Origin of the sequence: Mycobacterium sp. pW045 (assembly GCF_041287085.1) — a bacterium.
In the GTDB taxonomy this organism is placed as follows: domain Bacteria; phylum Actinomycetota; class Actinomycetes; order Mycobacteriales; family Mycobacteriaceae; genus Mycobacterium; species Mycobacterium algericum_A.
Window position 1 is genome coordinate 15,338 of record NZ_JBGGKU010000003.1, and the last position, 12,988, is coordinate 28,325.

Annotated in this window: 12 protein-coding genes; 11 read left to right on the forward strand and 1 reads right to left on the reverse strand. The window is 71.7% G+C overall.

Annotated elements, in window-relative coordinates:
* Positions 1-27: 27 nt before the first annotated feature.
* Complete coding sequence (locus ACAG20_RS04930) at positions 28-1,002, reverse strand: threonine/serine dehydratase (RefSeq protein ID WP_370491759.1); 975 nt, start codon at positions 1,000-1,002, stop codon at positions 28-30.
* A 298-nt stretch (positions 1,003-1,300) separates the two neighbouring features.
* Between ACAG20_RS04930 and rplN the strand changes: the two genes are divergently transcribed.
* The 11 genes from rplN to ACAG20_RS04985 all read left to right on the forward strand — a co-directional run bounded on the left by rplN (position 1,301) and on the right by ACAG20_RS04985 (position 12,971).
* Positions 1,301-1,669, forward strand: a complete 369-nt coding sequence (gene rplN / locus ACAG20_RS04935; RefSeq protein WP_370491760.1) for a 50S ribosomal protein L14 — start codon at positions 1,301-1,303, stop codon at positions 1,667-1,669.
* Positions 1,670-1,987, forward strand: a complete 318-nt coding sequence (gene rplX / locus ACAG20_RS04940; RefSeq protein WP_013830248.1) for a 50S ribosomal protein L24 — start codon at positions 1,670-1,672, stop codon at positions 1,985-1,987.
* 2 nt (positions 1,988-1,989) lie between these two features.
* Positions 1,990-2,553 carry a 50S ribosomal protein L5 gene (gene rplE / locus ACAG20_RS04945; RefSeq protein ID WP_112687985.1) on the forward strand — a complete coding sequence of 188 codons (564 nt, stop codon included), beginning with the start codon at positions 1,990-1,992 and terminating at the stop codon, positions 2,551-2,553.
* A 4-nt stretch (positions 2,554-2,557) separates the two neighbouring features.
* Positions 2,558-2,743, forward strand: a complete 186-nt coding sequence (locus ACAG20_RS04950) for a type Z 30S ribosomal protein S14 (protein ID WP_019737213.1) — start codon at positions 2,558-2,560, stop codon at positions 2,741-2,743.
* A 19-nt stretch (positions 2,744-2,762) separates the two neighbouring features.
* A complete protein-coding gene (gene rpsH, locus ACAG20_RS04955) occupies positions 2,763-3,161 on the forward strand; it encodes a 30S ribosomal protein S8 (RefSeq protein WP_029249222.1) in 399 nt (132 codons plus the stop codon).
* A gap of 13 nt (positions 3,162-3,174) precedes the next feature.
* The gene (gene rplF / locus ACAG20_RS04960) at positions 3,175-3,714 is read left to right on the forward strand and encodes a 50S ribosomal protein L6 (RefSeq protein ID WP_370491761.1); all 540 of its coding nucleotides are present in this window, start codon (positions 3,175-3,177) and stop codon (positions 3,712-3,714) included.
* Between the two features lie 41 nt (positions 3,715-3,755).
* Positions 3,756-4,124: a 50S ribosomal protein L18 gene (gene rplR, locus ACAG20_RS04965; protein ID WP_193466396.1), complete on the forward strand. Its 369-nt coding sequence runs from the start codon at positions 3,756-3,758 to the stop codon at positions 4,122-4,124.
* Positions 4,125-4,170: 46 nt separating this feature from the next.
* On the forward strand, positions 4,171-4,866 hold the full coding sequence (gene rpsE / locus ACAG20_RS04970) for a 30S ribosomal protein S5 (protein ID WP_112687997.1): 696 nt from the start codon (positions 4,171-4,173) through the stop codon (positions 4,864-4,866).
* 2 nt (positions 4,867-4,868) lie between these two features.
* Positions 4,869-5,051, forward strand: a complete 183-nt coding sequence (gene rpmD, locus ACAG20_RS04975; protein WP_064855866.1) for a 50S ribosomal protein L30 — start codon at positions 4,869-4,871, stop codon at positions 5,049-5,051.
* Positions 5,048-5,488: a 50S ribosomal protein L15 gene (rplO, locus tag ACAG20_RS04980; protein WP_112687979.1), complete on the forward strand. Its 441-nt coding sequence runs from the start codon at positions 5,048-5,050 to the stop codon at positions 5,486-5,488. The genes rpmD and rplO overlap by 4 nt, the downstream gene beginning before the upstream one ends.
* 193 nt (positions 5,489-5,681) lie before the next feature.
* Complete coding sequence (locus ACAG20_RS04985; protein WP_370491762.1) at positions 5,682-12,971, forward strand: PGRS repeat-containing protein; 7,290 nt, start codon at positions 5,682-5,684, stop codon at positions 12,969-12,971.
* Positions 12,972-12,988: the final 17 nt, after the last annotated feature.

A 12,988-nucleotide genomic window follows, 5' to 3' on the forward strand; every position in this document is an offset into this window, starting at 1 on the left:
CGGGCCAAGACGTACATAGACGCACGTTCACCGGCCTTGAACGGGCCCGACCCAGCGATGAAAGGCGTCTGCGTCGACATTGCTGCCGCACACGATGGTGACCACGTGCCGGCCGGCGAAGCGGTCGGGGTCTTCGAGGATCGCCGCGACGCCGAGTGCAGCCGACGGCTCGACAACGAGACCGGCATGGGTGAACAGCATCCGCATAGCAGCGACGATGGTCGATTCCTGGACCAGGACGGCGTCGTCCGCAACCAGGAGAAGGTCCTCCAGCACGGCCGGGATGGGCCGACGGCTGGCGACACCGTCGGCGATGGTGTCCGCCGAGTCGGCGGTGACAACCCGCCGGTGGTGCCACGACTGCGTCATGGCCGGGGCGCCGGCCGGCTGGACGCAGATCACCTCGACTTCGGGTGCCAGAGTTTTCAGTACGTGGCCCACGCCGGTGGCCAGCGCACCGCCGCCCAGCGCGATCAGGACCGCGTCGAACGATCCGGCGACCGCCACCAGTTCCAGCCCGATGGTCGCCGCGCCCTCGCAGGTCTCGATATCGCGGCTGTCTTCGACCAGCCGGATGCCCTTCTGTTGAGCGATAGCCGCCGCCTGATCGCGCGCCACATCGAAATCGCCGTCCGCCAGCTCAAGGTGGGCTCCTAATGCGCGGATGTGGTCCAGCTTGACCGCGGGCGCAGAATGCGACGCCACGACGGTGATGTCGATTCCGCGGCGGCGACCGGACCAGGCCAGGGCGTGGCCCAAGTTGCCGACGCTGGCGCACACCGCGGCCCGCGATCCGCTGTCGACCAGCTGATTCGTCACCACCTCGGTGCCGCGAGCCTTGAAGCTGCGTACCGGGTTCGCCGTCTCGAGCTTGATGCTGAGCCGGCAGCCCAGGCTGGCCTCCAACGCCGCACAGCGATACAGCGGAGTGTCAAGAAACATCGGGTCAATCAGCTGACGCGCCGCCTGAATGCGTCCGGTGTCGAGGCGCGTCTTCCTCACCACCGCAGCGTAACGGCGGCGGCAGCGAAAGCCCCATGGCGCGAACGTGCATAGTGGTACGACTTATCCCGGCGTGTCGGGTGCAAACACGCCCGCTCGCGGCACGGGGAGCGGCGATGGCGTCGATTTGGTGCTGGGCGGTCCGTCACCTAAGCTCTAGGGGTTGCCGAGGGCAGACCTCGGCCGGCGCAAGCTGGCCCCGCGTGCCCTTCGGCGATAAGAAGACCATGCACGACCGGGGAGATCCCGGCATGCGACTCGTCATGCCGCGCGTCGTCCCGATTATTGAGGAGATCTGGTGATTCAGCAGGAATCGCGGTTGAAGGTCGCCGACAACACCGGCGCCAAGGAGATCTTGTGCATCCGGGTGCTCGGCGGCTCGGGGCGGCGCTACGCCGGCATCGGTGATGTCATCGTCGCGACCGTCAAGGACGCCATCCCCGGCGGCAACGTCAAGCGGGGTGACATCGTCAAGGCCGTCGTGGTGCGCACCGTCAAGGAGCGTCGCCGCGCCGACGGCAGCTACATCAAGTTCGACGAGAACGCGGCCGTGATCATCAAGGCCGACAACGACCCGCGCGGAACCCGCATCTTCGGGCCGGTCGGCCGCGAGCTGCGGGAGAAGCGGTTCATGAAGATCGTCTCGCTGGCCCCGGAGGTGCTGTAGATGAAGGTCCACAAGGGCGACACCGTGCTGGTCATCGCCGGCAAGGACAAGGGCGCCAAGGGCAAGGTCCTGCAGGCCTATCCGGCCCGCAACCGGGTGCTGGTCCAGGGCGTCAACCGGATCAAGAAGCACGTCGCGAACTCGGCCAACCAGGCCGGCGCCTCCTCGGGCGGGATCGTCACGCAGGAAGCCCCGATCCACGTCTCGAACGTGATGGTCGTCGACTCCGACGGCAAGCCCACCCGGGTCGGCTACCGGGTGGACGAGGAGTCCGGCAAGAAGGTTCGCGTCTCCAAGCGCAACGGCAAGGACATCTAGAGATGACGACGGCAGAGAAGATTCAGCCCCGGCTGAAGGTGAAATACCGCGAAGAGATCCGGGACGCGCTGAACAAAGAGTTCAACTACGCCAACGTGATGCAGATCCCGGGCGTGGTGAAGGTCGTGGTGAACATGGGCGTCGGCGAAGCCGCCCGCGACGCCAAACTGATCAACAACGCGGTCAACGACCTGGCGCTGATCACCGGCCAGCGTCCGGAGATCCGCAAGGCCCGGCTGTCGATCGCTCAGTTCAAGCTGCGCGAGGGCATGCCGATCGGTGCCCGGGTGACGCTGCGCGGTGACCGGATGTGGGAGTTCCTCGACCGGCTCACCTCGATCGCGCTGCCGCGTATCCGCGACTTCCGGGGGCTGTCGCCCAAGCAGTTCGACGGCTCGGGCAACTACACCTTCGGGCTGGCCGAGCAGTCGATGTTCCACGAGATCGACGTCGACTCCATCGACCGCCCGCGTGGAATGAACATCACCGTCGTCACCTCGGCGACGAACGACGACGAAGGACGAGCGCTGCTGCGGGCACTCGGCTTTCCGTTCAAGGAGAAGTGACCTGATGGCGAAGAAGGCGTTGGTTAACAAGGCGGCCCGCAAGCCCAAGTTCGCGGTGCGCGCCTACACCCGCTGCAACAAGTGCGGCCGTCCGCGCGCGGTGCTCCGGAAGTTCGGCCTGTGCCGAATCTGCCTGCGCGAAATGGCGCACGCCGGCGAGCTGCCCGGTGTGCAGAAGAGCAGCTGGTGAGGGTGGAGGAGCAGCCTAAATGACCATGACGGACCCGATCGCGGACTTCTTGACCCGTCTGCGCAATGCCAACTCGGCGTATCACGACGAGGTGACCCTGCCGCACTCGAAGATCAAGGCCAACATCGCCGAGATCCTCAAGCGCGAGGGTTACATCAACGACTACCACGTCGAAGACGCCCGGGTGGGCAAGGCGCTGGTGGTCAACCTGAAGTACGGCCCGAACCGGGAGCGCAGTCTCGCCGGTCTGCGCCGGGTGTCCAAGCCCGGCCTGCGGGTCTACGCGAAGTCGACCAACCTGCCGCGGGTGCTCGGCGGCCTGGGCGTGGCGATCATCTCCACGTCTTCGGGTCTGCTCACCGACCGTCAGGCGGCCAGGCAGGGCGTGGGCGGCGAAGTCCTCGCGTACGTGTGGTGAGGGAGTAGCAGACATGTCGCGTATTGGTAAGCAGCCGGTCCCGGTTCCCGCCGGGGTCGACGTGACCATCAATGGCCAGAACGTATCGGTCAAGGGGCCCAAGGGCACCCTGGAGCTCACGGTGGCCGAGCCGATCAACGTCGCCCGCAACGACGACGGCGCCATCGTGGTGACTCGGCCGGACGACGACCGGCGTAACCGGTCGCTGCACGGCCTGAGCCGCACCCTGGTGGCGAACCTGATCACCGGCGTCTCCGAGGGCTACGTCCGCAAGATGGAGATCTTCGGGGTCGGTTACCGTGTGGCACTCAAGGGCTCCGACCTCGAGTTCGCCCTGGGCTACAGCCACCCGGTGCTGATCAAGGCGCCGGAGGGCATCACCTTCGCGGTGGAGACGCCCACCAAGTTCTCGATCTCGGGCATCGACAAGCAAAAGGTCGGTCAGATCTCGGCGAACATCCGCCGCCTGCGCCGTCCCGACCCCTACAAGGGCAAGGGCGTGCGCTACGAGGGTGAGCAGGTTCGCCGCAAGGTCGGAAAGACAGGTAAGTAGTCATGGCGCAATCAGAAGCAGGCACCGGGGCACGCAAGCCCATCGGGCAGAGCGTTTCGGAGGCCCGGCGTACGCACCGGGTGCGTCGGCACGCGCGGCTGCGCAAGAAGATCGCCGGCACCCCGGAGCGTCCCCGCCTGGTGGTGCACCGCTCTTCGCGGCACATTCACGTCCAGTTGGTCGACGACCTGGCCGGTCACACGCTGGCCGCGGCGTCCTCGATCGAGGCCGACGTGCGCGGTGTGGACGGCGACAAGAAGGCACACAGTGTGCGGGTCGGCCAGCTGATCGCCGAGCGAGCCAAGGCCGCCGGCGTGCAGACCGTGGTGTTCGACCGCGGCGGCTACACCTACGGTGGACGGATCGCGGCATTGGCCGACGCGGCCCGCGAGGGCGGGTTGAAGTTCTGATGCGCCGGACGACTGACTTGATGAACATGACTGGAAGGACCGCATGATGGCGGAGCAGCCGACAGGGGCCTCCTCGGCAGGTCCCGACACGGGCAGCGCCCCCCGTACCGACGGGCGCGACACTCGTGACAACCGGGGCGGGCGTGGTGGCCGCGACGGTGGTCGCGGCGGCCGTGACGGCCGGGACGGCGACAAGAGCAACTACCTGGAGCGCGTCGTCGCGATCAACCGGGTATCCAAGGTGGTCAAGGGTGGCCGCCGGTTCAGCTTCACCGCGCTGGTGATCGTCGGTGACGGCAAGGGCATGGTCGGGGTCGGCTACGGCAAGGCCAAGGAGGTCCCGGCCGCGATCGCCAAGGGTGTCGAGGAGGCCCGCAAGAGCTTCTTCCGGGTGCCGTTGATCCGTGGCACCATCACCCACCCCGTCCAGGGCGAGGCGGCCGCCGGTGTGGTGTTACTGCGCCCGGCCAGCCCCGGTACCGGTGTGATCGCCGGCGGTGCGGTGCGTGCGGTGCTGGAATGCGCCGGGGTGCACGACATCCTGTCCAAGTCGCTGGGCAGCGACAACGCGATCAACGTGGTGCACGCCACCGTGGCCGCGCTGAAGATGCTGCAGCGTCCCGAAGAGGTGGCGGCCCGACGTGGTCTGCCGATCGAAGATGTGGCGCCGGCCGCGATGCTCAAGGCCCGGCGGGAAAGCGAGTCGCTTGCCGCCAGCGCCGCCCGGGAAGGCACGGCATAACCATGGCAAATCTGAAGATCACCCAGGTCCGCGGCACCATCGGGGCTCGCTGGAATCAGCGCGAGAGCCTGCGCACGCTGGGCCTGCGCAAGATCCGCCAGTCGGTGGTGCGTGAGGACAACCCCCAGACCCGTGGCCTGATCCGGGTTGTCCACCACCTCGTGCAAGTGGAGGAAGCCGAATGACCATCAAGCTGCATGACCTGCGCCCCGCGCCCGGGTCGAAGACCAAGCGCACCCGCGTCGGTCGCGGTGAGGGTTCCAAGGGTAAGACCGCCGGTCGCGGCACCAAGGGCACCAAGGCCCGCAAGAACGTGCCGGTCCGGTTCGAGGGCGGGCAGATGCCGATCCACATGCGGTTGCCGAAGCTGAAGGGCTTCCGCAATCGGTTCCGCACCGAGTATGAGGTCGTCAACGTCGGCGACATCAACCGGCTGTTCCCGGACGGCGGCGCCATCGGTGTCGACGACCTGGTGGCCAAGGGCGCCGTCCGCAAGAACACGCTGGTCAAGGTGCTCGGCGACGGCAAGCTGACGGTCAAGGCCGACGTCACCGCGCACAAGTTCAGCGGTAGCGCCCGCGACAAGATCACCGCGGCCGGGGGCACCGCCACCGAACTGTAGGATTTCTCAGGGAAATCACGGTCGAAAAATCGCACTCCATCCAGCCGGATGGGGTGCGATTCTCGTCTGACCTGGCCTTTTGACGGACACGAAAAATAAAGCCTTGATATGCGCGCCACAGTCTCGTATAACGAGATACGGACCGGCATGACGTAGATCACTGGTCCGGGTCGGCTGGGAAGGCGTTGGGCATATGAGGCGGCGGCTGCGTTCCAGGTCCAACGGGCGGCACGGCAGTGCTGCACGGCGCGTCGCAGGGGCCGGCAGCGCGGTAGCCGCGTTCCTGGCGTTCGGGATGGCGCCGTTGGCTGCCGCGCCGGACGCCCGCGCGGACGTCGGGTTTGACGATTTCCTGGGCTGGCTCGGTCTGGAAGCCGACACTCAAGCCCTTACGCCCGAGTGGGTCGGCTCGGCCTGGGATCTGCCCGATTCGGCGGATGCGACTGGGATGGAGATAGCCCAGCTGTGGGACACCTACTTCTACATGCCGCTGCATGCACTTTTGCAAGACTGGATCAACTCGGACTTCGGGTCGCAGGTCAATGGCGTGATCAACCAGATCTTCGCGCCGTTCACCGAGAACTTCTGCGGGATGATCTGCAACGGCGCCGACGGCACCGAGAACAGCGTGAACGGCCAGGCCGGTGGGCTCTGGTTCGGCGACGGCGGTAACGGCTGGACCTCGGACATCGAGGGTGTAGCCGGCGGTAACGGCGGCCACGCCGGCGGTATCGGCAACGGTGGTGATGGTGGCGCCGGCGGTCTGGGTGCTGATGGTGGTAACGGCGGTCACGGTGGCGAGATGTGGGGCCACGGCGGCGATGGCGGAGCCGGTGGCGCTGCGACGGTTGCGCTGGTTGCTGGGAACGGTGGCAATGGCGGGTCCTCGGGTCAGGCCCAAGACTTCTTCGGCATGGGTGCGTGGGGCAACGGAGGCAACGGAGGCAAGGGCGGCGCGGGTCTGACCGGCGCCGACGGCGCGGACTCCCCGGCCGCCGGGGTGGCTGGCGGCGACGGCGGCACGGGCACGACGGGCGGTAAAGGCGGCGACGGCGGGGCCGGTTCGACGTGGCTCGGCATCGGCGGTAACGGCGGTGCCGGCGGTGCCGGTGGCGCCGGGGGCACCGGCGGTGACGGCTTCGAGGGGGCGGCAGGCTCCTTCGCAGGCGGCGGTGACGGCAATGGCGGCAACGGAAGTAACGGCGGCGCCGGCGGGAACGGCGGCGCCGGTGGACAGGCCGGCGCTGGCGGCGCGGGCGCGTGGTTGTTCGGTGGCTCCGGTGCCGCAGGCAGCAACGGCACCGCCGGGGCCGGCGGTGCTGGCGGGGACGGCAAAGACGGCGGCGATGGCGCCGACGGCGCGGCCGGGACCGACGGCACGGGGAGCGACCCGAATGGCACCGCCGGAATCAGCGGCGGCAACGGCGGCAATGCCGGAAGCGGTGGCGCCGGCGGTGTGGGCGGCGACGGAGTGGTCGCCGCCGACGGCGCCGACGGGCACGCCGGGATCGGGGGCAACGGGGGCAATGGCGGCAACGGCATCGACGGCATCGACGGCATCGCCACCGCCCCGAACGGAACCGCCGGTGGCAACGGCGGCGCCGGCGGTAGCGGTGGGCAGGGCGGGCTGGAAGCCGACGGCACCACCCGCGCAGCCGACGGCAATGGTGGCGTCGGAGGTACCGGCGGCAATGGCGGAGCCGGATATGACGCAGTCGCCGCCGGTGCGGCGTCGGGCACGTCCGGTGGCAGCGGCGGTACCGGCGGCAGTGGTGGCGCGGGCGGTACCGGTGCCAACGGCGGGGCCGGCGGTAATGCCGGCGAGGGCGGTCGCGGCGGTGACGGGGCCGCCGGGCTGGCCGGCACCAACGGCGCCAACGCCGGCGACGCGGGCAATGATGGACAAGCGGGAGGCAACGGTGGGACCGGCGGCGCCGGTGGCACCGGTGGCAATGGCGGCGCGGCGACCTCGCCGAGCGGGGCGGCCGGTAGCAACGGCAACGGTGGTGACGGCGGCGCGGGCGGCAACGCCGCAGCCGGTGGTATCGGCGGTGATGGCGCTGACGGTGACGAGAACCATCCGGATGGCGGTGCCGGCGGGAACGCCGGTGACGCCGGCACCACCGGCGCGGGCGGCGTGGGCGGCGCAGCCGGCACCGGCGGAGCCACGGGCACCGGAGCGGCGGGCAGCGGCGGGGCCGACGGATCCGGTCCGGCACCCACCGAAACCCACGGCGGTGACGGCGGCGATGGCTTCACCTCGACGACACCGGGGGTGGCCGGCGGTGCCGGCGGAGCCGGTGGCAGCGGCGGAACCATCGGCAACGGCGGGGCCGGCGGCCACGGCGGAGGCGGCGGCGACGATGCCGACGGCGGAAACGGCGGCGGGGGCGGTGACGGCGGCAGCCAGGTCGGCAACGGCGGGGCCGGCGGAAACGGCGGCGCCGGGCAGGGCACCGGCACCGGCGGGAACGGCGGTGACGGCGGGGATGGCGGCGCCGTGCAGGGCGACGGCGCCGACGGCGGCGACGGCGGCGCCAACGGTGGCAGTGGCGGCAATGGCGGCGACGCCAATGGCAGCGGCAACGGCGGCGATGGCGGCGACGGCACCGCAGGGGCCAGCGGCGCCAACGGCGGCTCGGGTACCCAGCCGGGCGAGGCCGGTGCCGACGGCGTCGCCGGCCAGTCGGGTGGCACCGGCGGCGCCGGCGGTACCGGCTCCGGTGCGGGTCATCACGGCGGCCAGGGCGGTGCCGGAGCCACCGGAGGCAACGGCGGCAACGGCGGTGACGGTGTGCAGGGTGCAGCCGGCACGTTCGACAACGCGGGCACCGGCACCGGCGGGAACGGTGGTGCGGGGGGTAGCGGCGCGGCCGGCGGTCGGGGCGGCGATGGCGGTGCGGGCGGCGCGGGCATCAACGGCGCGACCGCCGGCAGCCAGGGCGTCGGTGGCAGCGGTGGCAACGGCGGCGACGCGGGTATGGCCGCCGACGGCGGCCGTGGCGCCGACGGGATCGCCACGCGTCCCGATGCCGGCAATGGTGGTGACGGCGGTGCGGTCGGTAAGGCCGGCGCGGCCGGTGACGGTGGCTCCGGTTCGACACCCGGTTCGGACGGCCAAGCCGGTCACGGCCCGTCCGGCCAGCAGGGCAACGGCGGTGACGGGGGCGACGGCTATGACCCCGCGACCGACCCGAACGCGCCGCCGGGCGCCAGCGGCGGCAACGGCGGCCTAGGCGGAAACGGCAGCCTGTTGGGCACCGGGGGTGAGGGCGGTTCCGGTGGTAATGGCGCTACCGGTTTGGCCGGTGACGAGGGTCTGGCTCCAGGTGCGAAGGGGATGGCCGGCGGCACCGGCGGTGACGGCGGCAACGCCGGCAAAGGAGGTACCGGCGGCGCCGGCGACGGGGAGGATGGCGTCGCGGGGCAGGGGGGTGATGGCGGTCGGGGCGGGAACGGTGCTGTAGGTGCGGCGGGTGAGGATTCGACGCAGGCTGGGGTGGCTGGTGGTGTTGGTCAGGATGGTGGTGCTGGTGGTGATGGGGGTGCCGGGGGTAAGGGTGGTCTGACTGCTGCTGGGTCGGCTAGTGGTTTTGATGGCGCCCAGGGTGCCGGTGGTAACGGTGGCGATGGTGGTGTGGGTGGTCGCGGCTTTGATGGGGTTGCCGGTGGGGTTGGCACGGCCGGTGAGGACGGCACCGATGGCACGGCGATGTCGGCGGCGACTGCTGGTGGTGCTGGTGGCACGGGTCAGGCCGGTGGTGCGGGCAGTGATGGTGGTGCTGGGGGCAATGGTGGTGCGGCCGGTCATGGTTCGACCGATGGCAGCCAGGGTGTTGGTGGTGTTGGTGGGGCCGGGGGCAATGGCGGGACTGGTGGCAGCGGTGGTGGCGGCGGTCATGGTGGGGATGGGTATGACGCTGCGTCGGATCTGAGTGCGGCGGCGGGTACTTCTGGTGGTGATGGTGCCGTTGGTGGTTCCGGTGGTGTCGGGGGTGCTGGGGGTGCGGCCGGCCAGGGTGGTGCCGGCGGGACCGGGCTGAACGGTCAGGCGAACTCGGGTGCTGATGGCGTCACCGGCAATCAGGGTGCCGGTGGTGTTGGTGGCAATGGTGGTTCCGGCGGTGATGGGTCGACGGGTGCTCTTGGTGCTGATGGGGTGAATGCCGGTGAGGCCGGCGCCACCGGTGGCGCTGGTGGCAACGGCGGTAATGCCGCGGCGGGTGGCGCCGGCGGTCTGGGTGGCGGTGGCCAGGCGGCCAGTGGCACTGATGGCACAGCCGGTTCTGGTGGTGCTGGTGGTCGGGGTGGGAATGGTGCTGATGGCGCTGATGGTGATGATTCGACGCAGGCTGGGGTGGCTGGTGGTGTTGGTCAGGATGGTGGTGCTGGTGGTGATGGGGGTGCCGGGGGTAAGGGTGGTCTGACTGCTGCTGGGTCGGCGAGTGGTTTTGATGGCGCTCAGGGTGTCGGTGGTGATGGTGGCGATGGTGGTGTGGGTGGTCGCGGGTTTGATGGGGTGGCCGGTGGGGTCGGTTCGGCCGGTGATGACGGCATCGATGGCACGGCGACGACGGCGGCGACTGCTGGTACTGCTGGTGGGACCGGTCAGATCGGTGGTGCGGGCAGTGATGGTGGTGCTGGGGGCAATGGTGGTGCGGCCGGTCATGGTTCGACCGATGGCAGCCAGGGTCTTGGTGGTGTTGGTGGGGTTGGGGGCAATGGTGGTACCGGTGGCACCGGTGGCCGCGGTGGTGATGGCGGTGATGGGTATGACGCGGCGACCGATCTGAGTGCGGCGGCGGGTACTTCTGGTGGTGACGGGGCGGTTGGTGGTGCCGGTGGTGCCGGGGGTGCCGGCGGTGCGGCCGGCCAGGGTGGTGCCGGCGGGACCGGGCTGAACGGTCAGGCGGCCGCCGGTGCTGATGGCGCGGTTGGTGAGCAGGGCACCGGCGGCAACGGCGGCCTGGGCGGCAACGGTGGCAACGGCGCAGCCGGCGGAATCGGAACGACTGGTCCGGACGGTGGCGTGGGCACGGCGGGAACCAGCGCGACGCCCGACGGTGGCACCGGCGAGACCGGGCACACCGGTGGGCAGGGTCAAGCGGGCGGCAACGGCGGGGCCGGCGGCCAGGGCGGCGCGGCGGGCACGGGTTCCACGGACGGCGTGGTGGGCGCCGGCGGTGTCGGCGGCAACGGTGGCACCGGCGGCCAGGGCGGCACCGGCGGCAACGGCGGCACCGGCGGCGCCGGCTACGACCAACCCGGCACCAGCGGGCTGTCCGGCGGCAATGGTGGCATCGGCGGCGCAGGCGGAACCGGCGGTGACGGCGGCGAGGGCGGCACCGCAGGCCTCGGCGGCCTGAACGGGGCGGGTGTCGACCGGGCGGACTCGGGAACAGCCGGCGCCACCGGTGTGCAAGGTGTCGGCGGCAACGGCGGCGAGGGTGGCGTCGGCGGCGACGGCGCGACCGGCACCACCGGCGGCAACGGCAGCACCGGCAACACCGGGACGACGGGAACGGTGGGCAGCAGCACCGGTGGCATCGGTGGCACCGGCGGCGATGGCATCGACGGCGGGGTTGGCGGCAACGGCGGCAGCGGTGGCCAGGGCGGCGCCGCGGGTACCGGTAGCGCCAACGGCAGCGTCGGTGCCGGCGGGAAGGGCGGCGCCGCCGGCGACGGTGGCCAGGGCGGCGACGGCGGGGCGGGCGGCACCGGCGGCACCGGGTACACCTCGCCCACGGCGGATGGTGCCGATGGCGGCAATGGCGGGACGGGCGGCACAGGCGGCAACGCCGGCCACGGCGGCGCTGCCGGCACCGCGGGCGCCGGCGGTCTGGACGGAGCCGGAAACAACCCGGCGGACGCCGGTGACGCCGGCAGCGCCGGCGCAGACGGTCACGCGGGCGTCGGTGGTGACGGCGGCCTCGGCGGCAACGGTGCGCAAGGCATGGCCGGCACCACGACCCTTGCCGCTGGTACCGGCGGACAGGGTGGAACCGGCGGCAACGGTGGTCAGGGCGGCCTGGAAACCGACGGCAGCCACGCGCTGCAGGGCGACGGCGGCGACGGCGGCACCGGCGGCCAGGGCGGTACCGGTGTGACCGGAACGAACGGCATCAACGCGTCGATCAGCCCCACTCTCCCCGGCATGGGCGGCAATGCCGGTGCGGGTGGCGTCGGTGGTACCGGCGGGAACGGTTTCAACGCCGGCGCCGGTGGCGCGGGCGGTACCGGCGGCACCGGTGGTGACGGCGGTAACGGTGCGGATGCCATACTCGCTGCCCTGGGCCTCGGCGGGGCGCAGGCCGGCGCCGTGGGTGGCGTCGGCGGCCTCGGTGGTGTCGGCGGTGTCGCCGGCACCGCCAACGGCGGGCTCGTCGGTAGCAATGGCGCCGGCGGCGCCGGCGGTGTCGGCGGCACCGGCGGTCAAGGTGGGAGCGTTCTCGTCGGCCTGGGTGGCGCCGGCGCTCAGGGCGGCCACGGCGGCGCCGGCGGCGTGGCTGGCGTCGGCGGCGGAAGTGGAGTCGACCAGGGCGCCGCCGGTATCAGCGGCGCGGGTGGCGAAGGCGGCAAGGGTGGTGACGCCGCCATCTCCGTGCTCGGCGGAAACGGTGGCGCTGGCGGTACGGGCGGCACCGGCGGCGCCGCCGCCGACCAGGCCGGCAGCATCGCCGGGCAAGGCGGTGTGGGCGGGCATGGCGGTGACGGCCTGGCCGGAGCCCTCGGCGGCGGCGAGGGCGGCACCGGCGGCGACGGTGGTGCCGCGAGCAACGCCGACGGAAGTGTCGGGGGCCAGGGCGGGACCGGCGGCACCGGTGGCACCAACCTTGCCGGTCTGGCAGTCGGTAGCACCGGCGGCGCCGGCGGCACCGGTGGCGCCGCCGGCAGCGGGGTAGGCAGTGTCGGCGGCCAGGGGGGCACCGGGGGCGCCGGCGGCAGCAACGTTGTCGGTGTGTTGGCCGGCGGCGCGGGCGGCGCCGGCGGTACCGGTGGCGCCGCCGGCAGCGGGGTAGGCAGTGTCGGCGGTCAGGGGGGCACCGGCGGCGAGGGTGGCGACAACCTCCTCGGTCTTGCACCCGGCAGCACGGGCGGCGCCGGTGGCACCGGTGGCGCTGCCGGCACCGCGGCCGGCAGCACCGGCGGTACAGGGGGTACCGGTGGTGCCGGTGGCGGCAACGCCTTGAGTGCCTTTGGCGGTGATGGAGGCGCCGGCGGCAAGGGTGGCTCGGGCACGGCGCCCGGCACCAACGGCGGCGACGGTGGCACCGGCGGTGCGGCCGGCGGCGACTTCATCGGGGTCTTCACCGGTGACGGCGGCGACGGCGGCGATGGCGGAAACGGCGGCACCGGGGGCGCGGGCGGCACCGGTGGCACCGGCGGCTCAGCAGCCGGAGACCCGGGCTCTCCAGGGAGTGCGCCCAGCGGAAGCACGGGCGGCGCGGGAGGTGCCGGCGCCCCCGGAAGCCTCGTGGGGTAGCGGGCCCGAGCTTGAGA

Coding starts and splice junctions, on each gene's coding strand:
- rplX (WP_013830248.1), top strand. CDS start 1,670: ATGAAGGTCCACAAGGGCGACACCGTGCTGGTCATCGCCGGCAAGGAC.
- rplE (WP_112687985.1), top strand. CDS start 1,990: ATGACGACGGCAGAGAAGATTCAGCCCCGGCTGAAGGTGAAATACCGC.
- ACAG20_RS04950 (WP_019737213.1), top strand. CDS start 2,558: ATGGCGAAGAAGGCGTTGGTTAACAAGGCGGCCCGCAAGCCCAAGTTC.
- rpsH (WP_029249222.1), top strand. CDS start 2,763: ATGACCATGACGGACCCGATCGCGGACTTCTTGACCCGTCTGCGCAAT.
- rplF (WP_370491761.1), top strand. CDS start 3,175: ATGTCGCGTATTGGTAAGCAGCCGGTCCCGGTTCCCGCCGGGGTCGAC.
- rpsE (WP_112687997.1), top strand. CDS start 4,171: ATGGCGGAGCAGCCGACAGGGGCCTCCTCGGCAGGTCCCGACACGGGC.
- rpmD (WP_064855866.1), top strand. CDS start 4,869: ATGGCAAATCTGAAGATCACCCAGGTCCGCGGCACCATCGGGGCTCGC.
- rplO (WP_112687979.1), top strand. CDS start 5,048: ATGACCATCAAGCTGCATGACCTGCGCCCCGCGCCCGGGTCGAAGACC.
- ACAG20_RS04985 (WP_370491762.1), top strand. CDS start 5,682: ATGAGGCGGCGGCTGCGTTCCAGGTCCAACGGGCGGCACGGCAGTGCT.